The 21,137-nt window shown below is 68.5% G+C and carries 23 protein-coding genes and 2 tRNA genes; 16 read left to right on the top strand and 9 right to left on the bottom strand.

Features of this window, described 5'->3' with window-relative positions; all coding sequences use genetic code 11:
- On the bottom strand, window positions 1–699 hold the full coding sequence (locus ACZ7OI_RS01120; protein WP_470263414.1) for a FadR/GntR family transcriptional regulator: 699 nt from the start codon (window positions 697–699) through the stop codon (window positions 1–3).
- 78 nt (window positions 700–777) lie between these two features.
- Between ACZ7OI_RS01120 and ACZ7OI_RS01115 the strand changes: the two genes are divergently transcribed.
- Together ACZ7OI_RS01115 and ACZ7OI_RS01110 are read left to right on the top strand one after the other, a co-directional pair.
- Window positions 778–1,122: a VOC family protein gene (locus ACZ7OI_RS01115; RefSeq protein ID WP_470262219.1), complete on the top strand. Its 345-nt coding sequence runs from the start codon at window positions 778–780 to the stop codon at window positions 1,120–1,122.
- Between the two features lie 256 nt (window positions 1,123–1,378).
- Window positions 1,379–2,140: a sulfite exporter TauE/SafE family protein gene (locus ACZ7OI_RS01110; RefSeq protein WP_470262218.1), complete on the top strand. Its 762-nt coding sequence runs from the start codon at window positions 1,379–1,381 to the stop codon at window positions 2,138–2,140.
- Here ACZ7OI_RS01110 and hisC read toward each other — a convergent pair.
- Window positions 2,133–3,191, bottom strand: a complete 1,059-nt coding sequence (gene hisC, locus ACZ7OI_RS01105; protein ID WP_470262217.1) for a histidinol-phosphate transaminase — start codon at window positions 3,189–3,191, stop codon at window positions 2,133–2,135. The genes ACZ7OI_RS01110 and hisC overlap by 8 nt on opposite strands.
- A 104-nt stretch (window positions 3,192–3,295) precedes the next feature.
- Here hisC and ACZ7OI_RS01100 point away from each other — a divergent pair, with 104 nt between their 5' ends.
- The 7 genes from ACZ7OI_RS01100 to ACZ7OI_RS01070 all read left to right on the top strand — a co-directional run bounded on the left by ACZ7OI_RS01100 (window position 3,296) and on the right by ACZ7OI_RS01070 (window position 9,528).
- The gene (locus tag ACZ7OI_RS01100) at window positions 3,296–3,928 is read left to right on the top strand and encodes a dienelactone hydrolase family protein (RefSeq protein WP_470262216.1); all 633 of its coding nucleotides are present in this window, start codon (window positions 3,296–3,298) and stop codon (window positions 3,926–3,928) included.
- A gap of 85 nt (window positions 3,929–4,013) precedes the next feature.
- The gene (locus tag ACZ7OI_RS01095) at window positions 4,014–4,904 is read left to right on the top strand and encodes a quinone oxidoreductase family protein (protein ID WP_470262215.1); all 891 of its coding nucleotides are present in this window, start codon (window positions 4,014–4,016) and stop codon (window positions 4,902–4,904) included.
- 11 nt (window positions 4,905–4,915) lie between these two features.
- Window positions 4,916–5,524: a TetR/AcrR family transcriptional regulator gene (locus tag ACZ7OI_RS01090; protein WP_470262214.1), complete on the top strand. Its 609-nt coding sequence runs from the start codon at window positions 4,916–4,918 to the stop codon at window positions 5,522–5,524.
- Window positions 5,521–7,500 (top strand): acetoacetate--CoA ligase, encoded by a 1,980-nt coding sequence (locus ACZ7OI_RS01085; RefSeq protein WP_470262213.1) that lies wholly within the window; start codon window positions 5,521–5,523, stop codon window positions 7,498–7,500. Before ACZ7OI_RS01090 ends, ACZ7OI_RS01085 begins: the two co-directional genes overlap by 4 nt.
- Before the next feature lie 46 nt (window positions 7,501–7,546).
- Window positions 7,547–9,256 carry a phosphatidylglycerol lysyltransferase domain-containing protein gene (locus tag ACZ7OI_RS01080; protein ID WP_470263413.1) on the top strand — a complete coding sequence of 570 codons (1,710 nt, stop codon included), beginning with the start codon at window positions 7,547–7,549 and terminating at the stop codon, window positions 9,254–9,256.
- A 66-nt stretch (window positions 9,257–9,322) separates the two neighbouring features.
- Window positions 9,323–9,412: transfer RNA gene (locus tag ACZ7OI_RS01075), tRNA-Ser, on the top strand.
- Between the two features lie 42 nt (window positions 9,413–9,454).
- A tRNA-Arg gene (locus ACZ7OI_RS01070) sits at window positions 9,455–9,528 on the top strand.
- Window positions 9,529–9,588: 60 nt separating this feature from the next.
- Here the strand turns inward: ACZ7OI_RS01070 and ACZ7OI_RS01065 are convergent.
- Together ACZ7OI_RS01065 and ACZ7OI_RS01060 are read right to left on the bottom strand one after the other, a co-directional pair.
- Window positions 9,589–10,365, bottom strand: coding sequence for a hypothetical protein (locus tag ACZ7OI_RS01065; protein ID WP_470262212.1), 777 nt, complete (start codon window positions 10,363–10,365; stop codon window positions 9,589–9,591).
- The gene (locus ACZ7OI_RS01060) at window positions 10,362–11,099 is read right to left on the bottom strand and encodes a hypothetical protein (RefSeq protein WP_470262211.1); all 738 of its coding nucleotides are present in this window, start codon (window positions 11,097–11,099) and stop codon (window positions 10,362–10,364) included. Before ACZ7OI_RS01060 ends, ACZ7OI_RS01065 begins: the two co-directional genes overlap by 4 nt.
- A 181-nt stretch (window positions 11,100–11,280) precedes the next feature.
- Here ACZ7OI_RS01060 and ACZ7OI_RS01055 point away from each other — a divergent pair, with 181 nt between their 5' ends.
- From ACZ7OI_RS01055 to ppk2, 5 genes are all read left to right on the top strand, one after another.
- Window positions 11,281–11,874, top strand: a complete 594-nt coding sequence (locus tag ACZ7OI_RS01055; protein WP_470262210.1) for an RNA polymerase sigma factor — start codon at window positions 11,281–11,283, stop codon at window positions 11,872–11,874.
- A complete protein-coding gene (locus tag ACZ7OI_RS01050; protein WP_470262209.1) occupies window positions 11,874–12,626 on the top strand; it encodes a hypothetical protein in 753 nt (250 codons plus the stop codon). The genes ACZ7OI_RS01055 and ACZ7OI_RS01050 overlap by 1 nt, the downstream gene beginning before the upstream one ends.
- 162 nt (window positions 12,627–12,788) lie before the next feature.
- Window positions 12,789–14,186, top strand: a complete 1,398-nt coding sequence (locus ACZ7OI_RS01045; protein WP_470262208.1) for a hypothetical protein — start codon at window positions 12,789–12,791, stop codon at window positions 14,184–14,186.
- Between the two features lie 9 nt (window positions 14,187–14,195).
- The gene (locus ACZ7OI_RS01040) at window positions 14,196–14,819 is read left to right on the top strand and encodes a hypothetical protein (RefSeq protein ID WP_470262207.1); all 624 of its coding nucleotides are present in this window, start codon (window positions 14,196–14,198) and stop codon (window positions 14,817–14,819) included.
- Between the two features lie 39 nt (window positions 14,820–14,858).
- Window positions 14,859–15,749 (top strand): polyphosphate kinase 2, encoded by an 891-nt coding sequence (gene ppk2, locus ACZ7OI_RS01035; RefSeq protein ID WP_470262206.1) that lies wholly within the window; start codon window positions 14,859–14,861, stop codon window positions 15,747–15,749.
- A 6-nt stretch (window positions 15,750–15,755) separates the two neighbouring features.
- On the opposite strand, the gene ACZ7OI_RS01030 is transcribed toward ppk2, so the two are convergent.
- From ACZ7OI_RS01030 to ACZ7OI_RS01010, 5 genes are all read right to left on the bottom strand, one after another.
- A complete protein-coding gene (locus ACZ7OI_RS01030) occupies window positions 15,756–16,535 on the bottom strand; it encodes a class II aldolase/adducin family protein (RefSeq protein WP_470262205.1) in 780 nt (259 codons plus the stop codon).
- A gap of 58 nt (window positions 16,536–16,593) precedes the next feature.
- Window positions 16,594–17,130 carry a helix-turn-helix domain-containing protein gene (locus tag ACZ7OI_RS01025; protein WP_470262204.1) on the bottom strand — a complete coding sequence of 179 codons (537 nt, stop codon included), beginning with the start codon at window positions 17,128–17,130 and terminating at the stop codon, window positions 16,594–16,596.
- Between the two features lie 18 nt (window positions 17,131–17,148).
- Window positions 17,149–17,514, bottom strand: a complete 366-nt coding sequence (locus tag ACZ7OI_RS01020) for a VOC family protein (RefSeq protein ID WP_470262203.1) — start codon at window positions 17,512–17,514, stop codon at window positions 17,149–17,151.
- Window positions 17,515–17,524: 10 nt separating this feature from the next.
- A complete protein-coding gene (locus ACZ7OI_RS01015; RefSeq protein ID WP_470262202.1) occupies window positions 17,525–18,412 on the bottom strand; it encodes a hypothetical protein in 888 nt (295 codons plus the stop codon).
- Window positions 18,413–18,487: 75 nt separating this feature from the next.
- On the bottom strand, window positions 18,488–19,525 hold the full coding sequence (locus ACZ7OI_RS01010; RefSeq protein ID WP_470262201.1) for a tetratricopeptide repeat protein: 1,038 nt from the start codon (window positions 19,523–19,525) through the stop codon (window positions 18,488–18,490).
- Window positions 19,526–19,766: 241 nt separating this feature from the next.
- On the opposite strand from ACZ7OI_RS01010, the gene ACZ7OI_RS01005 reads away from it, so the two are divergent.
- Window positions 19,767–20,426: an HNH endonuclease family protein gene (locus tag ACZ7OI_RS01005; protein ID WP_470262200.1), complete on the top strand. Its 660-nt coding sequence runs from the start codon at window positions 19,767–19,769 to the stop codon at window positions 20,424–20,426.
- Between the two features lie 13 nt (window positions 20,427–20,439).
- Window positions 20,440–21,093, top strand: coding sequence for an alpha/beta fold hydrolase (locus ACZ7OI_RS01000; protein WP_470262199.1), 654 nt, complete (start codon window positions 20,440–20,442; stop codon window positions 21,091–21,093).
- Window positions 21,094–21,137 lie beyond the last annotated feature (44 nt).

Below are 21,137 nucleotides of genomic sequence, written 5' to 3'. Positions count from 1 at the left end.
TCAGGAAGACGCGTAATCGTGGGCGTAGGTTTTCGCGTCCAGCAAATGCTTGAGGGTGATCTCTCGAGCGGCTGCCGCGTCCGAACGGCCGATGGCTTCGAGGATCGCGCGATGCTCGGCCACGGCCTTGCGGATCTGCCCAGGCAGCCGAAGCGCGGCCCGGCGCTCCTCGCCGACCAGGGCGAGCACCGAACGGAGCAGGTCAGCGACGTCGTCATTGCCCGCGTTGCCGGCGATCACCCGGTGGAACTCGGCGTCGGTCGCGATGACGCGCAACATGTCGCCGTTCGCCGCGGCCTCCTCCATTTCCGCGACGTTGTCCGCGAGCCGCTGCACGACGCGCGGCGTGTGCTGCCGCGCGAGCCGCTCGGCCAGCGTCGGCTCGACGGTCGCGCGCAGGTCGAACAGCTTTTCCACCAGCTGTTCGTGCTCGGAAAACCAGCTGCTCAGCGGGCTTTCCTCGGTGCCTTGCTCGCGGACGTAGGTGCCGGACCCCGCGCGGATCTGGACGTACCCGATCGAATCCAGGACGCGCAACGCCTGCCGCAACGACCCGCGGCTGATGCCGAGTTGTTCGCACAGCGCGCGCTCCGCGGGCAGGCGCGAGCCCGGCGGAAGCTCGCCCGAATCGATCATCGCGCGCAGATGGTCGACCGTGGCGCTCCAGACCTGGTCGGTTTCGTGGGCCACGCCGCCCATCCTGGCAGCTGGCGACCCGAGACGCGGGAAATTGTCGGTGGCGGGTGTCACCATCGTCGAGGAGGGAAGGGAGGGAGCATGCCCGCGAAGTTCAAAGACCTGGCGTTGGACGCTCTTGATCATCAAGGCTTGGCGGACTGGTGGTGTTCGGCGATGGGCTACGTCCGCCGGAGCCCGCCTGGCGAACGCCCGCCGGACTGGCCGGTCGCGATCGTCGACCCCGGCGGCGAGGGACCGCTGATCTGGCTGAACCCGGTGCCGGAACGCAAGACGGTGAAGAACCGGATGCATCTCGACGTGTGGGGCGATCCGGAGGAGCTGAGGGCGGCCGGGGCGCGGATGGTGGCGGAGCGGGGCGGGGATCGGGAGTGGCATGTGATGGCGGATCCGGAGGGGAATGAGTTTTGCGTTTTTGAGCGGTGAGGGGAGCGTTGGCTGGAAGGGAGGGGGTGGCGGTCGCTGGGGCGGGCAGGGGTGAGTCGGCTGTTGGCTGGTGAGGCAGGGCTGCTCGGCCGTTGACCGGTGGGACGGAGTGAGTCGGCTGCTGAGGCAGGGCGACCCGACCGCCAACCGTTGAGCCATCGCAGGCGAGCCCCCGCGATGCCTTCGAGTGTCTGACCGGACACATCGCGTCGCCGACCGCCGAGGGTCCTGCTTAGGGTCAGCGGGTGAGTGCTTTATGACCTGGTGGCATGCCGTCGTCATCTTCATCGCCGGGGTGTGGGCCGGGACCATCAACACCGTCGTCGGTTCCGGGACCCTCGTGACGTTTCCGGTGCTCGTCGCGCTGGGGTATCCGCCGGTGACCGCTACGACGTCGAACGCGGTCGGGCTCGCGCCGGGCACGATCAGCGGCGCGTACGGCTACCGGCACGAGCTCGTCGGGTACTGGCCGCAGGTGGTGCGGTTCGCGGTCGCCTCGTTCTTCGGGGCGATCGGCGGCACCATTCTCCTCCTGACGCTGCCCAAGGACGCCTTCGAGAAGATCGTGCCGGTGCTCGTCGGGCTGGCGGTCGTGCTCGTGATCGTTCAGCCGAAGGTCTCGAAGTGGGTGCAGAAGCGCCGCGAGGCCAACGGGCGCGAGCATCACGCCGGGCCGCTGCTGTTCGGGCTGCTCTTCGTCATCGGCATCTACGGCGGCTACTTCACCGCCGCGCAGGGCGTGATGATGATGGCCGTCATGGGCATGTTGCTGTCCGAACCGTTGCAGCGGCTCAACGGCGTCAAGAACGTGCTGTCCGCGGTCGTGAACATCGTCGCGGGCACGATTTACGCGTTCGTCGCGCCGGTGAGCTGGCCGGTGATCGGGCTGCTCGCGCTCGGGTCCACGATCGGCGGGCAGCTCGGGGCCAGGATCGGCCGCAAGCTGCCGCCCACCGTGCTTCGCGGCGTGATCGTCGTGATCGGGCTCGCCGCGGTTGTGCAGCTGATCCTCAAATAGCCTGGAATTCCTTGGCCGCGGCCAGGAACAGGTCGTTCTCCTCCGGAGTCCCGATCGTCACCCGCGCGCCCTCGCCGGGGAACGGGCGCACGATCAGCTTCCGGTCGAGCATGTGCTCGGCGAAGGCCGCGGTGGCATCGCCGAGCGGGAACCACACGAAGTTCGCCTGGGTCGGCGGGATCTCGTAACCCATCTCCAGCAACGCGTCCCGCACGCGGGTGCGCTCGGAGATGATTTCCCGGCACCGGGCGAGCAGTTCGTCCTCCGCGTCGAGCGACGCGATCGCCGCCACCTGCGCGATGCTGTTCACCGAGAACGCCACGTACACCTGCTGCAGCGCCTGCGCGATCGGCTCCGGAGCCACCGCGTACCCGACGCGCAGCCCGGCGAGCCCGTACGCCTTCGAGAACGTGCGCAGCACCGCCACATTGCTGTGCGTCCGCGTGAAGTCGACGCCGTCCGGCACCTCGGGATCGGTGACGAATTCCTTGTACGCCTCGTCCAGCACCACGAGCACGTGCGGCGGCACGGCTTCGAGGAACCGCTCGATCTCGTCGCGGTGCAGCACGGTGCCGGTCGGGTTGTTGGGGTTGCAGACGAACACCAGCTTGGTGCGGTCGGTGATCCGCGCCAGCATCGCGTCGAGGTCCAGCCCATGCTCCGGCGTCAGCGGAACCTTCACGCCCGTCGCGAGCGCCACCTGGACCACGATCGGGTAGGCCTCGAACGACCGCCAGCCGAACAGCACCTCGTCGCCGGGACCGCACAGCGCCTGGATCATCTGCTGGCACAGCGAAACCGAACCGCAGCCGATCGCGAGCCTTTCGGCGGGGACGTCCAGCCGCCGCGAAAGCCGCTCGCGCAAAGCCTGGGAACCGTTGTCCGGGTACCGGTTCACTCCGGTTACCGCAGCCGTGATCGCCGCCTGGACGCTCGGCAGCGGACCGCCGGGCACCTCATTGCTCGCGAGCTTGACGGCCCCTTCGATCGTTCGGCCAGGGACGTACTTCGGCAACGAATCGAGGTCAGGGCGGGGGGCGAGGGACGGCATCGTCGGAACTCCTCGGTTTTCACGGGACGACGGGGTCACCGTATCTCGCCCCGGCCGATCCGGGAAGGTTCCCAATGTTCACCCAGAGGTGATTGCATGAGGCGATGACGTCGACGACCACCGTGGATCACCAGCGTACCGACGGCAGCGCCCTCCGCTTGACCTTCGCCGAACCCGACGGCGCGCTTCGCGGCGGCCTGGTGGTCCTGCACGAGGGCGACGGGGTCACCGACGGCGTCCTGCTGCTGGTCAAAAGCCTTGCCGGCGAAGGCTGGCTCACCGTCACGCCGCACATCGAGTCCGGCGAACAGCTCACTCAGCGCGATCTCCTCGACGCTACTGACCGCACGCTCGAATGGCTCACCGACCGAGGCGTCGAAGCTGATCTGCGCGGCGTCGTCGGCTTCGACCTCGGCGGCACGGCGGCGCTGGTAGTCGCCTCGCACCGCAAATTCGGCGCGGCGGTGAGCGTCGGCGGCCAGGCGGTGGCGGAACTGCCGAAGCTGCTGGAAATCGCCGGTCGCGTGACGAGCCCGTGGCTCGGCATGTACGGCGACGCCGGCGACGAGGCGGGCGAGGCCGAGGTGGAGCAGCTGCGCGAGGCCGCGGCGTCGGCGAAAGTCGCGACGAACGTCGTGCGCTATCCGGGCGCGAACCACCGCTTCGACGCCGACCCCGGCGCGGCGGAAGAGGCTTGGCAGCGCACCCTTGCCTGGTTCGACGCGCACCTCCGCTGATCTCCGGCAGCACCCTTGACGGGTCGCTGCGCAAGCGAATAACGTTCCGATCCGGATCGGAACGTTATAGTGAGAGGAACCATCCGTGAAAGCGGTGCTTGTCGAACCCCAGCAGCGGCTTGTCCTGGCCGAAACCCCCGACCCGGCCCCTGGCCCAGGGCAGGCGGTGGTCGGGGTCGAGGCGATCGGCGTGGGCTACGTCGACATCATGTATCTGCGGAACGGCGTCACTTCGGTGCCTGGTGTCGAGGTTGTCGGCCGGACCGAACAGGGCCAGCGGGTGCTGGCGTTGATCCTTTCCGGCGGCTACGCCGAGCAGGTCTCGGCCGACACGGACCAGCTGTACCCCGTGCCCGAAAACCTCGATCCGGCCGACGTGGTCGCCCTCGGCGTGAATGCGATGGTCGCGGAAGGCGCGGTGCACCGGACCGCAGTGGCTCCAGGCGAGCGAGTGCTCGTTCGCGGGGCGAGCGGCGGGATCGGCGTGCTCGCGACCCAGATCGCCCACGCCCGCGGAGCCGAGGTCACCGCGGTGACTTCCTCGCCGGAGTACGGCGAACGGTTGCGGACGCTCGGTGCGGCGAAGATCGTCGACCGCACCCGCGAGCGTCCCGAGGAGACTTACGACGTCATCATCGACACCGTGGCCGGCCCACAGGTTCGCGAGCATCTGGAACTGTTGCGCCCCAACGGCCGCTATGTCCTTTGTGGAGGAACCGCGGGCATTCCGGAGCCGGAAGCCTTCGGGCCGTTGATGAGCAACTTTCCGACGTCGCCGACGCTGTTCGCGTTCAGCCTCACTTCGGTGTCGTCGGAAGAACGCCGGAAGTCGTGGGACCGCGTCCTCGAGCTGGTCTCTGGCGGCCGGCTTTCCGCCGTGCGCGACCGGACGTTCCCGCTCGGCGAGGCCGCCGCCGCCCTCCGGCACGTGGAGCACGGGAAATCGTTCGGTAAGGTCGTTCTGCTCAACGAATAGCGGGAGAATCCATGGCGCGCCAACGGGACGAGCGGATCGACCACGCCGTGCTGGCCGCGGTGTGCGAACTGGTCCGGGAATCGGGCTATTCGGCGTTGACCATGGAGGCCGTCGCCCAGCGCGCGGGCACCACCAAACCCGCCATCCGCCGCCGGTGGAAAAGCCAGAAGCACGTGGTGGTCGCGGCGCTGGCGGAGGCGCGGATCGGGGTCGCGGAGATCGACACCGGGTGCACCCGGTGCGACCTCGTCGGCCACCTCGAAGCGCTGCGGACCGGGCTGGCCGACCCGGTTTTCGGGCGCGTTCTCCCGGCGCTGACCGCCGATCTGGCGGACGACCCGGAACTGCGCGAAGACTTTCTGGCCACGTTTTGGGCCCCGCGCCGGGAAGCCTGCCTCGGCACCTTGCGCAAGGCCGAGGAACGCGGCGACCTCCGTCCCGGTCGGGACGCCGAGCTGCTGATCGACCTGTTCGCCGCTCCGGTCGTCTTCCGGATGCTGTTCGGCCACCAGGAGCTGACGTCCTCCTTCATCGAGGGCGTCGTCGACGCGGTGCTGGCCGGGGTGGGCGCGGTCGAAAAAGGACGTTGCGAGCATCGCGGGGTTAGCATCGGCGGGTGACCGAGAACGCCGCTGTTCCCGAGGTGCTCTGGCGACCCGACCCGAACCGGGTCGCTGACACGCGGATCGAAGCCTTCCGCCGGTGGCTGCGCGAGCAACGCGGCGTCGACCTGGCCGATTACGACGACCTGTGGCACTACTCGGTCGAGCACGGTCCGGAGTTCTGGGCCGCGGTCGCGGAGTTCTTCGGCGTGCGGTGGCACGAGCAACCGCGGGAAATCCTGTCCGGCGCGATGCCGGACGCGAAATGGTTCGACGGCGGCGCGCTCAACTACGCCGAACACTCACTGAGCCCGGGCACCGGCGGCGCGCCGAAGGCCGACGACGAACTCGCGGTGATTTTCCACCGCGAGGACGGGCTCGCCGAGCAATTCACCTACGGCGACCTTCGCGCCCACGTCGCCGCCGCGCGGGCCGCGTTGCGTGCTTTCGGCGTCGGCAAAGGAGATCGCGTCGTCGCGCTCGCGCCGAACTGCCCGCAGACGCTCATCGCTTTCCTGGCCACCGCCAGCCTCGGCGCGATCTGGTCGTCGTGCTCTCCGGACTTCGGGATCCGCGCGATCGCCGACCGGTTCACCCAGATCGAGCCGAAGGTGCTCGTCGCGGTGAACGGATACCCCTACAACGGCCGGAAATTCGACATCCGCGACACCGTTCAGCAGCTGAGAGAACAGATTCCGTCGCTGGAAGCCACCGTTTTGGTGAAATACTTGGGAGACGAGACGCTCGACGGCGTCATCGACTGGAACGCGATGCTCGCCGAACACGCCGGCGGCGAGCTGGCGTACGAGCCGGTGGAGTTCGCGCATCCGTTGTGGATCCTGTATTCCTCGGGCACGACCGGGCTCCCGAAGGGCATCGTGCAGGGCCACGGCGGCATCGTCGTCGAACACTTCAAAGCGCTCGGCCTGCAGAGCGGGCTCGGTCCGGGCGATCGGTTCTTCTGGTTCACCACCACCGGCTGGATGATGTGGAACTTCGTCGCCTCCGCGCTTCTCGTCGGAGCCACGATCGTGCTGTACGACGGCAGTCCTGGCCATCCGGACCTGAACGCGCTGTGGCATCTGGCCGAACAGCACCGCGTCACCTACTTCGGCACGTCCGCGCCGTTCATCCAGAGCTGTCTCAAAGCGGGCCTCGCCCCGGCCGAGCGCTACGACCTCAGCGCGTTGCGCGTGGTCGGCTCGACCGGTTCGCCGTTGTCCTCCGAGGGATTCCGCTGGATCGCCGACGCGATCGGCCGGGACGTGCAGATCTGCTCGGTCTCCGGCGGCACCGACCTGTGCGCGGCGATCGTCGCGGCCGCGCCGGACGTGCCGGTGTGGCTCGGCGAACTGTCCTGCCGCGCGCTGGGCGTGGCCGCGGCGGCGTTCGACGACGACGGCGAGCCCGTGGTCGAGGAGGTCGGCGAGCTGGTGATCACCGAACCGATGCCGTCGATGCCGGTCTCGTTCTGGAACGACCCGGACGGTTCCCGGCTGCGCGAGGCGTACTTCGAGACGTATCCGGGTATCTGGAGGCATGGCGACTGGGTCAAGATCACGCGCCGCGGTTCGGCGGTGGTCTACGGCCGCAGCGATTCGACGCTCAACCGCGGCGGCGTCCGGATGGGCACCGCCGAGTTCTACCGGGTCGCGGAAGGATTCGCCAAGGTCGCCGACTCCCTGGTCATCGACACGTCGGCGGCGGGCAACGAAGACGGGCGACTGCTGTGTTTCGTAGTACTCACCGACGGCGTCACACTTGAAGAAGTGGAGCCTGACCTGCGGAAAGAGCTTCGCAACGCACTGTCGCCACGACACGTACCCGATCGGTTCATCGTCGTTTCCGAGATTCCCCGTACGTTGAACGGTAAGAAGTGCGAAGTACCAGTGAAGCGGATCCTCTCCGGAGTCGCGCCGGAGAGGGCGGTGAGCAGGGACGCGCTGGCCAACCCGGCCGCGCTGGCCCCCTTTGTGGAGCTCGCCGCGCACTGAACGCGCCAACGGGGGGAAGCATGGCAGGGCCGTGCGTGTTGCACGCGTGGTGACGGGGACACGCGCGCAGCACACTTGGCAGGCGGCCGGCGTCACGTCGGTCGTCGCGATCACATGGGTGACCAGGCTCGCCGGCCTGCTGACCGTCGTGTCCACGGTCGTACCGGTGGGCCGCGACGTGCGCGGGCACGTGGCGAAATGGCTGGAACTGCCGAGCGAAGCGACTACTGCCGCGGCCGCTGTGGCACTGGTCACCGGTGTGTTGCTGATCATGCTCGCCGCCGGGCTCCGCCGCCGCAAACGCCGCGCCTGGCAGCTGGCGGTCGGCTTCGCGGCGCTGTTGGCGTTGTCGCACCTCGGGCTTCGGCACGTGTTCGGCGCCGGCGTGGTGTCCGTGGTGCTGCTCGCCGGACTTCTCGGCACGCGGCGGTACTTCATCGCCCGCCCGGACCCGACCGTCGGCCGCTGGCGCGCTTTGCGGGTGCTGCTGCAGCTGGTGCTGGCCGGTTTCGTGCTCAACTTCGCGCTGCTGTCGGTCGCGCCCGCCCGGATGCTCGATCCGCTGAGCTTCGCCGACCGGCTTTCCCAGTCCGCGCTCGCGCTCACCGGCGTCAGCGGGCCCGCGGTGTTCCACGAGATGTGGTTCGAGGACCTGTCCGCGTCGATCGGGCTGGTCTTCAGCATCACCGGCGTGCTGGTGTCGGCGTACTTCCTGCTGCGCTCGGCCGAACCCGCGCCGGAACTGTCCGACGACGAACTGACGCGGCTGCACGAGTTGCTGAAGCAGCACGGGGAACGGGATTCGCTGGGCTACTTCGCGCTGCGCCGCGACAAGTTCGCGGTCTTCTCCAAGACCGGCAAGGCGGCCGTCACGTTCCGCGTGATCGCCGGGGTCGCGTTGACGTCGGCCGACCCGCTCGGCGACCACGAGGCCTGGCCCGGCGCGATCGAGGAGTACCTGGACATCTGCCAGCGCAACGCCTGGGTGCCCGCCGCGATGGGCGCGTCCGAGCTGGGCGCGACGGTGTGGGCCCGGTTCGGCCTGGAGGTACTGGAAATCGGCGACGAGGCCGTCGTCGACACCAAGACGTTCACGTTGGAAGGCCGCGTGATGCGCGGCGTGCGCCAGGCAGCGTCGCGGACGAAGCGGGCCGGCTACAAGGTCCTGGTGCGCCGGGCGGAAGACCTGCGCTCCGGCGAGTTGCCCGAACTGGCGCACCTGGCCGCCACCTGGCGAGGCACCGAGACCGAACGAGGGTTCTCGATGGCGCTGGGCCGCATGGGCGACCACGGTTCGGTGATCGTCACCGCGGAACAGGGCGGCCGCGTCCGAGGCGTGCTGCAGTTCGTGCCGTGGGGCGAGCGGGGCCTGTCGCTGGACGTGATGCGCCGGGACCGCACCGTCGACAACGGCGTGAACGAACTGATGATCTCGGAGCTGCTGCTGTACTCCCGAGAGCACGGCATCGACCAGGTGTCGCTGAACTTCGCCGCCTTCCGCGCCCTGATGGAACAGGGCCAGCGCATCGGCGCGGGACCAGTCGCGCGCCTCTCGGCGAAGGTCCTGCATTTCTTCTCGCGCTGGATCCAGATCGAGAGCCTCTACCGGTTCAACGCCAAGTTCCAGCCCCGGTGGGTGCCGCGTTACCTCGTGTACCCGGGCGTCGGATCGCTGCCCCGCGTCGGCATCGCGACCTTCGAGGCCGAGGGCCTCGGCGGCCGTTCGCCCTGGTTACGCAGGGTGCTGCACCGTTGAGGGGGGTGCCTTCCGGAGGGGGTGGAGGGGTGTGTAACCTATCTGAGCAGTGGTCGTTGGGACCCAGGAGGCTTCGCCTAGTCTGGTCTATGGCGCCGCACTGCTAATGCGGTTGGGGGTAACCCCCCCTCCCGGGTTCAAATCCCGGAGCCTCCGCTGGTGCCTGTTTCGGCAGGTGCTAGATTAACAACTGAACACGCGCCCGTAGCTCAGCTGGATAGAGCATCTGACTACGGATCAGAAGGTCAGGGGTTCGAATCCCTTCGGGCGCACTGTCTGGTCGAGACAGTAAACAACGGTCCGGGAGCTTTAGCTCCCGGACCGTTGTGCATTTACGCCTTCTTCAGCCGATCCAGCACTGCGCGAGTCTGTGATTGCGCGATCGACGACAAGTCGTCCATCTTCAGCGGGTCCTCGCCGGGGGCGCGGTGGACCGCGACCTGGATCTCCACCGAGACATTGCTGTCCTGAACCCCGACGACGTAACTCGCGCCCGGCCCAGGCTCCGTGACCGCACCGGCGCGCCAGTAATTGCGCGTGCCGAGCCCGGCGGTCGTGCCGGCGGTCCAGCCCTTCGACGGGCCGGTGTTCCACTTGTCGTAGGCCGGTGGCTGGCCCGCGGACGTGAACTCGACCTGGACGCCGATTCCCGCCTCGTTGGTGGCGACGCCGTCGGTCTTGGAGGTGCTGGTGTAGCGGAGACTGCACGTCAGGCCGCCGCCGTAGCCGCCGCTTGGCTGGTCTTCCCGGTGCACCGGCGGGGTCGGGGTGGTGGACCATTTCGCCAACGGCTTGGGGTCCAGCAGGTCGCAGGCGTTGGAGATCCCGCTCATCGAGTACTTGCCCGGCGGCGCGGTGGGCGAGGTCGTGGTGGCGGGGGCGGGGGTCGGTGCCGGTTTGGCTTCGGAAGGGGAGGAGCCGCCGCTGAGGGACAGGCCGGTCGCGATTCCGATGCCTAGGACCACGACCAGTCCTATCGCACCGGCCACGATCAAACCCGTTTTGGGGCCGGGTTTCGGGGGCGGCGGGTAGCCGGGGTGCTGGACCCAGCCCGGAACCGGTTGTCCCGCAACGGGATCGGGATGCCGGCCGCCAGGGGAGTCGGTCACTGGTTCCCTTTCAGTCCGTTCAACGCCTTCCGGGCCTGCGCTTCGGCGATCGGCTGGACTTCGGTGCGGTGCACCTGGGCGACGTCCCGGCTGCGGCTGAAGTTGAGCCGGACTCGGACCGAGACGTTGCCGTCCAGTACACAAAGGACGTAGCGCGTGTCCGCGACCAGGTCGCCGAAGACCTCGGAGTGCCAGAAGCCCTGGGTCCCGATTCCGGTGATCGGACCGGACGCCTTGCCCTCGCCGGTTTTGGCGAGCGTGCCGCGTTTCCAGTTCTCGTAGGAGGACGGCGCGGTTCCTTCGGTGAATTCGACGTCGAGGAGGATCTCGGCGGTGTCCAGGGCATTGCCGCTGGAGTAGCGGATCTGGCAGCTCAGGCTTCCGGAGCTGGTCTTGCTCGGACGGACTTCCTCGTGCTTGGGCGGGCCGGCGGGAGTGGGCGACCACTTCCGCAGCGGGGCGGGATCGACGAGATCGCAGGCGTTGCCGACATGGTCCATCGAATAGCCCGGCGCGGCGACCGGCTTCGGCGGCGGATCGGAAGCCTGCCCGGCGACGACGCCGACGGCGATCCCGGCTCCCAGCACTGCCACCAGCGCGGCGGAGCCGCCGATAATCCAGCCGGTTCGCCGGGGTTTCGCGGGAGGTGGCGGGTATCCGGCTGCGGCGAACGGATTCGTCGGCGGCTCGATGCGGTCCGGTACCCGCGAGTCGTCGCGGCCGTTGTCGGTCATCCCCCGCAGCCCTCCGCCCGATGAACCGGGCACCGTGACCTGGCTCGGCCCGACTATATCTGCCCGTTTCGGCCGAGGCGAGACACTGATCACTTGCGTCCCGGGCCGGATGCAACGCTCCCGCTCCGTGCGGGGACATGGGGTTGTGACGACAGTTTCGGATCAGGGGCGGGGGTGGGGGATGTCGGCGGAGCACGATGCCGACGTCCCGGGCGTCCCCGGTGGCGACCAGGAGCTGTGGGCACGAGCCGCGGCGGGCGAGGTCGCGGCGTTCGGAGAGTTGTTCGACCGGCATGCCGGCGCGGTGTGGAACTACGCCTACCGGCTGACCGGTTCCTGGGCAACGGCCGAGGATCTGGCCTCGTTGACCTTCCTCACCGCGTGGCGTCGCCTCGGCGAGGTGACGCTGGTGAACGACAGCGCACGGCCGTGGCTGTACACCGTGACCGCCAACCTGGCTCGTCGGGAACAGCGTCGGCTCGGCCGGTTCGCGGCCGTGCTGCCGCGGCTGCCGCGCACCAACGTTGTGCGCGATCACGCTGAGGACGTGGCCGATCAGATCGACGCGGACCGACGGCTGAAAGTCGTGCTGAGCGCGGTCGCGAAGCTGCCTCGGGCCGAACGGCGGGCTGTTGAGCTTTGTCTGCTGGGCGGTTTGTCGACCGCGGAAGCGTCCGCGGTACTCGGGATCGCCGAACCGAGCGTGCGCGCGCGGATTTCGCGGGCGCGAACCCGGCTGCGCGCGTTTCTGCGAGACACCAGCGAGGAGTTCTGATGGCCGACGATCTCAACCTGCCGCCCGACCGGCCGATGCCTGATCTCCTGAAGGAATCCATGTGGAACCGCCTCGTTCCGGAACTGCGCGCACGACGGCGCCGGAAGCTGGGCCTGCCGCTGGCGGTCGCCGCGGGAGTCGGCGCGCTGGCCTTGGGCGCGACGCTGGTGTTCTCGCCGGTGCACGACGCCAGTCCGGACCCGACGCGGGTTCCGGCTGCCGCCCAGCCGGATACCGAGGATGCGCGAATGCTCAAGTCCTGCCTCGACAACGCACCCTCTCTTGGCGCCGAGTTGCCTGACCGGGGAAGTTGGCGCTCGACGCTCAAGATCGATCAGGACGCGGAATGGAGTTACCTCGTCATCCGCAACGCCTCGCTCGCGGCGGCCTGCATGTTCTGGCACCGACAGGGTTCCGGCGTTGACGGCTGGAACTCCGGCGTGATGGTCACCGACGCCAGGGACTGGACCCACGGGCGAGAGGGCTACGCCTTCCTCAGCGCCGCCCGCCCGATCTGCGGTTTCACCAGCGTCAGCTATCCCTACCGGTCGAGCGTCGTGTTCGGGGTCGCCACTCCCGAGGTGACCAAAGTGGAGATGTACGGGCCGGACGACTCGATGACTCCCGCCTTGCTGAAGGACGGCACTTTCGTCGTGAAATTCGTCGAGGGCGGTTCTCCGCGTGACGATTACCACCGAAAATTCCGAGTGACCACACGCGACGGGCAAGTCCGCGACGTTCCGGGGAGATAGCGCCGGAGCGGTCGGCTCACGAAGACTTCTGCTGGGGGAAACGCAATAATGGCACTGGGTTTGACGACGCCTCGATCAGGTCGCGAACAGCTGGTTCCCGTCCGAAGACGGGTGGATTGGCTGTTGCTCGGAGTGGCGGTCGCGTCGGCATTGTTTTTTGTTGTGGCGCACAGTCATCTGATCGACGACACCTATATCACCTTGAGCTACGCGCGCAATCTCGCGTTCCACGGAAATTGGGGACTGCTGGCCGACAGCACCTCGAATACGGCGACCTCGCCGCTGAACGTGCTTTCGCTTGCGGCGCTGACATTCGTGCTGCGGGACGCGGTTCTCGCCGCGGGCGTGTTGTATGCGGCCTGCCAGGTGCTGCTGGTGCTGGCGCTGCGGAGGCTGGGTGCGGCTGCCGGGCTGCCTCGCTGGTTCCCGGTTCTCGCGATCGCCGCGTTGACGGTGAACCCGCTGCTGGTGTCGTCGATCGGCATGGAAGTCGAACTCGGCGCGGCCGGACTTGGCTGGCTGCTGGTCTTTTCGGTGGAACGGCGGCCGTTCGCTTTCGGCCTGGTGGCTGGTGCGCTGGCCTTGGTCCGGGTCGATCTGCTGCTTTTCGCGGGCGTGATTTTCCTGGTACGGCGGCGATTCTGGGTCGACGGCCTGCGCAGCGTGCAAGGCGCGGCGCTGATCGCGATGCCGTGGTTCGCGTTCAGCTGGATCGTGCTGGGAGCCGCTGTTCCGGACACGCTCGTCATCAAGACCTTGCAAGGCGCGCGAAATGCTTGGGGGAAGTGGGAATTCGGCAACGGCGTCGGACTGTACTGGCAGAACATGCCGGGACAAACGGTGCTCGCGTTCTCGTGCGTCGGGTTGGCGGCGTTGGCCGGGGTGCGCTGGCTGGTACTGGCGTTGCGCGGCGACGCGGCGCTCCGCCGGCTGCTCCCGTTCGCGGCGCTCGCTGCGGCCGGAGCAGGGCACAGCTTGGCGTACGTTTCGTTGAAAGTGCCGCCGTATCACTGGTATTACGGCCCTGGAATCGTCGCGGCGACGCTGTTCGTCTGTGCGGTCGTGGCCGGCTCCGCCCGCCGAATCGAGCGCGCGGCCGGGACGGCTGTCGTCGTGGCTTTGGTCGGTGCCAGCGTGGCCGGTTACGCCGGGGCCGGTCTGCCGCGCGACTTCGCCCCGTTCACGTCGAACTACACCACGAGCGCGCAGTACGCCGAAATCGGCCGTGAAGTAGGCAGGCTGGCGGCCGGGAGAACGGTCGCCAGCGCCGATGAGATCGGAGTGCTGGCCTACACCTGCGACTGCGCGATCATCGACGTCTTCTCCGACCGCGGCCGCATGCCCGGGGCGATCACCGACCCGGAAGCACGGGCCGGGCATCTGTCGCGTGGACTGCTTCGGGTGAACTTCGCGTTCTTCGACTACACCCTGCGGCCGCGCGGGCTGGACCTCGCATTGCGGCGGGTTTGGGGTCCGCCGCCGCCGGATTACCTTGCCCACTGGACGATTTCCGCGCCGCTCTACGGGAGAGCCGAGTTGTACCTGGTCAATGCGCGGTAAAGTTCGGTCATGGCGGACCTGGCTCCCTTGCGCGGCGAACGGCTCGACGGGGCTGCTCAGGAAGCTGCCGCGGTGCGAGGCGAGGTTTTCGACATCGAATGGCCGGAACCGCACCGGAAATGGATCGCGACGGTCGAGGACACTTCGGCGGGCGGGGTTTATTGGCTCGGACACCGGACGGACGCGGGCGACCGGGCAGTGCTCGTCGGGAAGACCGCGGACGTTCTCGACGGTCCGCTCGGAAAGCTGATGAACATCGTCGAGCCGGTCGCCACGATGCCGGAGCGCAGCCGGGTCGGGGCGGCGGTGCGGCAGTACCTCGGCGAACAAGCCAAGCGGAGCGAGTGCTGGCCGCGAGTGCGGTGGACTGTGCGGGACACCACGGTGGACGCGGCGGTCCTGCACTTCGCCGGGGCGTGGCTCGCCGTGAGCGATCAGGTGGCCGACGCGCGTCTCGTCGCGATCGGGAGCGGGTTTTCCCCGGCGGGACTGCGGTTCAACGGAATCAGCGGTGAAGAGTACGGAGTGGACTTCACCGCACCGTTGACGGTCGCGCAGGCACATCGGTTGCCGGTATGGCAGATGCCGCAGCCGGAGACGCCGCACGCGGATCTCCAGCGGTTCCTGGTCTGAGACACCTCCCGTTCACCTGCCCTGCTTAAGGTCGGCCGCATGTTGCGGGACGTGCGGGAGTACATCGATCGGCTCGAGATCGACGGGCATTCGGTCGGCGAGGATCACGATGACGATCCCGTGTTGATCGACGCGTTCGGCAAGGCTGTCGACACCTGGCGGGAGAACTATCCCTACGACGAGCGCATGCCGCGCGCGGAGTACGACGAGACGAAATACCTGCTGCAGGTCGAACTGCTCAAGCTGCAGAACTCGATCAGCGAGACCGGCAGCCGGCACGTCATTCTCTTCGAGGGGCGCGACGCCGCGGGCAAGGGCGGCACCATCAAGCGGTTCATGGAGCATCTCAACCCGCGGCACGCTCGGACGGTCGCGCTCGCCAAGCCCAGCGACCGGGAAGCGCATCAGTGGTATTTCCAGCGCTACGTCCAGCATCTGCCGACCGCGGGCGAGATGGTGTTGTTCGATCGGTCCTGGTACAACCGGGCCGGGGTCGAGCAGGTGATGGGGTTTTGCTCGCCGGACCAGTACGAGCAGTTCATGCATCAGGTGCCGCTGTTCGAGGAAATGCTGGTGGAGAGCGGGATCACGGTCACGAAGTTCTGGTTTTCGGTGACCCAGGCCGAACAGCGCACGCGGTTCATCATCCGCCAGGTCGATCCGGTGCGGCAGTGGAAACTGTCTCCGATGGACCTGCAGTCGCTCGACAAATGGGACGACTACACCGCGGCCAAGGAGGCGATGTTCCTCCGCACGGACAACGATCTCGCGCCGTGGATCACGATCAAGAGCAACGACAAGAAGCGCGCTCGCCTCAACGCGATGCGGTATTTCCTGTCGCGGTTCGAGTACGAGGGCAAAGACGAGAACGTGGTCGGGGAGCCGGATCCGCTGATCGTGAAGCGCGGGCGGGACGCGGTCGGCGACTGACGCTGATCAGTCCAGCACGTCCGGTTCCTGTTCGACGATCAGCTCCTCCAGCAAGCGGAAGTTGTTGCGCGCCATGTTCGCGCTGCCGAACTGGCGGGCGGCGAGCGTGGCTTCTTCGGCGGTCATGACGCGAGGCGTACCGGCGGCTTCGGCGAGGAGTTGCATCTGGCAGGCGCGTTCCATGGTGATGAACCACCACGCTGCCTCCCCGACGCTTCGCCCGACGGTCAGCAATCCGTGGTGGCGAAGGATCGCGGCGCGTTTCGACCCGAGCCGGGCGGCGATGCGGACGCCTTCGTCGCGCTCCAGGACCAGGCCTTTGTACTCGTCGAAAAGCACGTGATTTTCATAGAACGCACAGGATTCCTGGACAATCGGGTCCAGCAGGCGATTCAACGCCGACCAGGCGCGCCCGTGGATCGTGTGCGCGTGTGCGACGGCGACGACGTCCTCGCGGGCCTCGTGGATGGTCGAGTGGATCGCGAAGGCGGCCTTGTTCGTGCGCCGCGTTCCTTCGACCACTTTTCCGTTCTCGTCAAGGAGAAGCAGGTCACTGACCTTGATCCGGGAGAAATGCACGGCGTACGGGTTGACCCAGAACCGGTTCGGGAACTCGGGATCCCGCGCGGTGAGGTGCCCGGCGATGCCCTCGTCGAACCCGTACCGGGCGAACAGGCGGAAGGCGACGGCGAGCTGACGTTTGCGCTGCGCTCGTTCGGCGGCGACGGAATCCAGCTGCTCGGGCAGGGTGTCGAGGTCGAGTTCGGCTACCGGGGCGTCGGTCATCAGCATCTCCCACTGTTGCCTGTCTGGCAATCAGAGTGCCTCTGAGACATAATGCGTGTCAAGCGATGACGACGAGCACTTCCGCGTCGGGTGCACCGCGCAGGGTGTGTTCGGTGGTGCCGGGGAATTGGGCCGAGTCACCAGCCGTGAGCAGGTGGGTTTCGCCGTTCAGGGTCAGTTCGAGCTGGCCGCTGACGACGTGCAGCCACTCTTCGCCGCGGTGCTGGGTCGGGCGCGGGGGGACGGATTTGTCGCGCAGCGTCACCAGGGTCGCCTCAACGCCGGACGACGGAGGGGACAGGTGGGTCATGGACGCGTCGTTGGTGCCGTACGTGATGGCGTCCGCGCGCCTGACGATGGGCGACCGGCGCTCTTCGGAAGCGGCGAGATCGGCGACGCTGACGTCCAGCACCCGCGCGAGCACCACGAGCGTGCCGAGGCTGGGCACGCGCTGTCCGCTCTCGACGCGGGACAGGTAGCCAGGGGTGATGTCCGCGGCAGCGGCGACCTTCTCCAGGGTGAGCCCGCGTTCCAGGCGAAGCTCACGCAGGCGTCGCGTGATCCGCTGCTCGGCTTCTTCCGCCTCCTGGCTCATCCCCACACTGTAAGCGGCTCAGCCGGCGAGGAACTCCAGCCGGTTGCCGACCGGGTCGAAGGTGTGGAACCGCCGCCTGCCGTGGATTTCCGCCGGATCGGCCCAGGTCACGGGCCGTCCGGCGGCTTCGATCGCGGCGGAGACGGTGTCCACGTCGACCACGAAAGCCGGGTGCGCCTTGAGCGCCGGACGGAAATCCGCCTCGACACCGACGTGCAGCTCGCCGTCCGGACCGCCGACCCCGGGAACCCGGAACCAGCATCCGCCGCGTGCGGCCAGCAGCGGCGGCTTCGGCAGTTCCGGCCAGCCGAGCACGCCGGTGTAGAAGGCGCGTTCCTCGTCCTCCGCGCCCGCTGGGCAGGCGACCTGCACGTGATGGATCATGTCCCGAAACCTACGCCAGCTCAGCGGGCTGCGGTTCCGGGAACGCGTAGAACCGCACGGCCAGCTGGCGTCCGTCGGCCGGGCCGGACTGGCGGGCGGCGTAGCGGTGCACCAGTTCCAGGTACTCCGCTTCGAACTCCTTCAAGTCCTTGAAGCTCAGCCGCATTCCGGCGCGGCTCCCGGCAGTCCAGCCGTCGAAGGTGTCGCGTCGCTCGGCGGCCCAGGCCATCAGCCGCACCTCGCGGTCGTACTTCGCGTCCAGGTAGGCGGCGAGCTTGGGACGGTCTTCCTCGGGGAAGTCCTCCGGCTTCGCTTCGTTCGTGCTCTGCGGAACGGGGTGCCAGCGGCCGTCGCGGGTGCGGCGGGTGTACCCGGCGTGGGTAAGAGTCAGCAGCGCGGCCGGAACGTCGATGGAAGGGAGTTGCGCGCGCAGTTCGGCCGAGGTGGCGGGCAGGAGCCGGAGCATCCGCTGGTAGTTCGGGTTCGTGTGCACGGCGATGTCGCGCATGGTCAGCGGCCGTGGCCGTGCGTTGCCGGCGAGCAGCGCGCGGGCCCGCAGCATCAGGAACACGGCGATCGGCAGTTCCGCGAGCAGCGCGGTGCCGAGGCTCGCCCACTGGTCGGGGCCGCCCCAGTCGAGGACGACGTCGAACCAGGCGTCGCAGCACAGCAGCGCCGCGGTCGCGGCCAGCATCGGCACCGCGGCGCGGCTGCGGCGCATCCCGAGCAGCACGGACGCGGCGAAACACAGCAGCAGGACGATGTCGAAGCCGACCCAGGCGACCCGCCACTGGCTCGTGTCGAAATGCTCGGGCAGGGTCAGTCCGAGGTAGACGGTCCACGGCACCAGAAACACCGCGATACCGGCGAGGATGGCGAGAAGCACGCGTCTGAACACTCGATCGACGCTAGCCGCGCCCGAGCCGGGGAACATCCGGGAAGATCCCGGAGATCTGCCCCGAGAACCCTGTGTCTACTGTGGACGGTCGGCGGCGAGCGCCTGCCAGTGGTCGGCTTCGGCGGTCGCGCCGCGGGCGCGCAGCATCCGGGTCAGGCTCAGCATTCCCTGCACGTCGCCGGTCTCCGCGGCGACCCGGAAGCAGCGTTCGGCCTGCGCCAGGTCGCTGCGGGATTCGGCGAGGTGGCCGAGGTTGGTCAGCGCGGGGATGCTGCCGTGCTCGGCGGCCTTGCGGTACCAGGCCGCAGCCTCGCCGTCGTCGCGGCGGTTGCGGGCGAGGACACCGAGGTTGGTCATCGCCGCCGCGTCACCCGCCTCGGCGGCTTCGAGGTACCAGTTCTCCGCCTCTTCGAGGTCGCCCCGCCGATGCAGCAGCAGCCCCAGCCGCACCTTCGCCTCGACGTGCCCGCCCTTCGCGCCGCGACGGAACCACCGCTCGGCGTCGCCTTCCCGGTTGGTCCGTTCCGCTTCCCGGCCGAGCAGGCAGGTCGCGGCGAGTTCGCCCGCGTCCGCCGCGGCCCGCCACCAGTGCGCCATCTCGTCGGGCGCGCCGAGTTCTCGCAGGACGACGCCGAGGTCCAGCATCGCCGTCGAGTCGCCGTCTTCCGCGGCGCTGCGGCACCAGCCTTCGGCGTCGGAGTACCGGCCGTCTTCGACGAGCAGGTGGCCGAGCAGTCCGGCCGCCTCCCGCACGCCGGCTTGGAACGCGGCGGCATACCAGTGCTCGGCGTCGTTGAGGTGCCCCTGGTTTTCGCAGGTCCGCGCGTATCCGAGCATGCCGTGCGGCTCACCGGCTTGCGCGGCTTCGTGATACCAGCGGGCGGCTTCGTCCTCGGAGCCGCGCTCGGCCAGCAGGTGGGCCAGCGCGGTCATCGCGATCCGGTCACCACCCGAGGCGGCCCGGCGATACCACTGTTCGGCCTCCGCCGAATCGCCGCGTTCGCGCAGGTCAGCAGCCACGCGCGTCATCGCGACGACGTTGCCGCCCTCTGCCGCCTTCCGGCGCAGGTAGTCGTCGACGCGTGTGTTCCACTTCCGCAGCCGCCCGGGCATCTCGGACCCGCTCCTTTCCGGCCCCCCACTGAAGACAATCGTTCGCGCGGCCGAGGACGTGACACCTTCGCGAGCGTTATCCACCCCCGCTGAACTGGGCTTTTTCGTTGGCGGGCAACAACTGGTCCGACGTGGTCCTTGCCACGCCCCGGGCGCTGCCGAGAGTGTCTGCGCGATTACCGGCCCGGCGACAGGCATACTCCGGCTCCCGAACTCCCCGCCCGAGAGGATCCCGCGCACCATGGCCCGGCCGTTCCCCACCAAGCGCACCGTGCTGCTCGCGGTCGTGTTGCTCATCGCTGTCGCCGGGTTTTGGTACGGCCAGCGCGAAGTCGGCGACACCAAGTCCGAGGCCGCGCCGGCGTCCGCGGCGGACGCGACGAAGCAGCTGTCCGAACTGAAAATCGGCGCCCGCGGCACCATGACCGGTTATTCGCGCGACAAGTTCAAGCACTGGGACAGCCAGGGCGACAGCTGCGACACCCGCGAGGCCGTCCTCAAGCGCGCGGGCAAGGACGTCAAGGCGGGCAGCGACTGCAAGCCGACGTCCGGTACCTGGCTGAGCGTGTACGACGGGCAGACCTGGACCAAGGCGACTCAGCTCGACATCGACCACATGGTCCCGCTCGGCCAGGCCTGGGTGAGCGGCGCGCGCGACTGGACCCAGGAGAAGCGCGAGCAGTTCGCGAACGACCTCACGCGCCCGCAGCTGTTCGCTGTGACGGCGAGCGTGAACCGGCAGAAGAGCGACAAGGCTCCGGACGAGTGGAAGCCGCCGCTGGTGTCGTTCTGGTGCACGTACGCGACCGACTGGGTCACGGTGAAGCACTACTACGGGCTGACGATCACGGACATGGAGAAGAACGCGCTGCAGGACATGCTGAAGCGCTGCCCAGCGTGACAAGCTGGGCGACATGGCGACTTTCGCACTGATCCACGGGGGCGGCGGCAGCGGCTGGGACTGGCACCTGGTCGCCGCGCGGCTCAAGGCGTCCGGGCACGAGGTCGTGGCACCGGACCTGCCGATCGAGAATCCGCGGGCCACGTTCGCCGACTTCACCGGCACCGTCGTCTCGGCGATCGGCGATGCGCGGGACGTCGTCGTGGTCGGCCATTCCTACGGCGGGTTCACCGCGCCGCTCGTGGCGGAACGGGTCGGCGCGCGGCTTCTCGTGTTCGTCGCCGGGATGGTGCCCGCGCCGGGCGAGGCTCCGGGGGAGTGGTGGGGCAACGTCGGCTTCGAGTCGGCCGAAGGCCTGAGCACCACTGAGCAGTTCCTGGCGGACCTCCCCGCAGAGCTGGCGGAGGAGAACGAGCGGCGCGGCCGGGATCAGAACAGCGCCGAGTACAGCGTGCCGTGGCCGGGCGAGCGGATGCCGGACGTGCCAACGAAAGTCCTGCTCTTCCGCGACGACCGGTTCTTCTCCGCCGATCTGCTGCGCCGGGTCTCGCGCGAGCGGCTGGGGATCGACGCGGACGAGATGGCCGGTTCGCATCTCGCGCTGCTGAGCCGTCCGGACGAACTGGCCGACCGCCTAATGGCCTATTACGCGGCAGTGGCTGGCTAACCAGGCGTTGTCCCAGTTGCGACATGTCACAACCGCGACACCGA

This window comes from Amycolatopsis sp. NPDC114503 (assembly GCF_055633655.1).
Note: the sequence above shows the minus strand (reverse complement) of the source record. Positions and strands in the feature narration are given on the sequence as shown.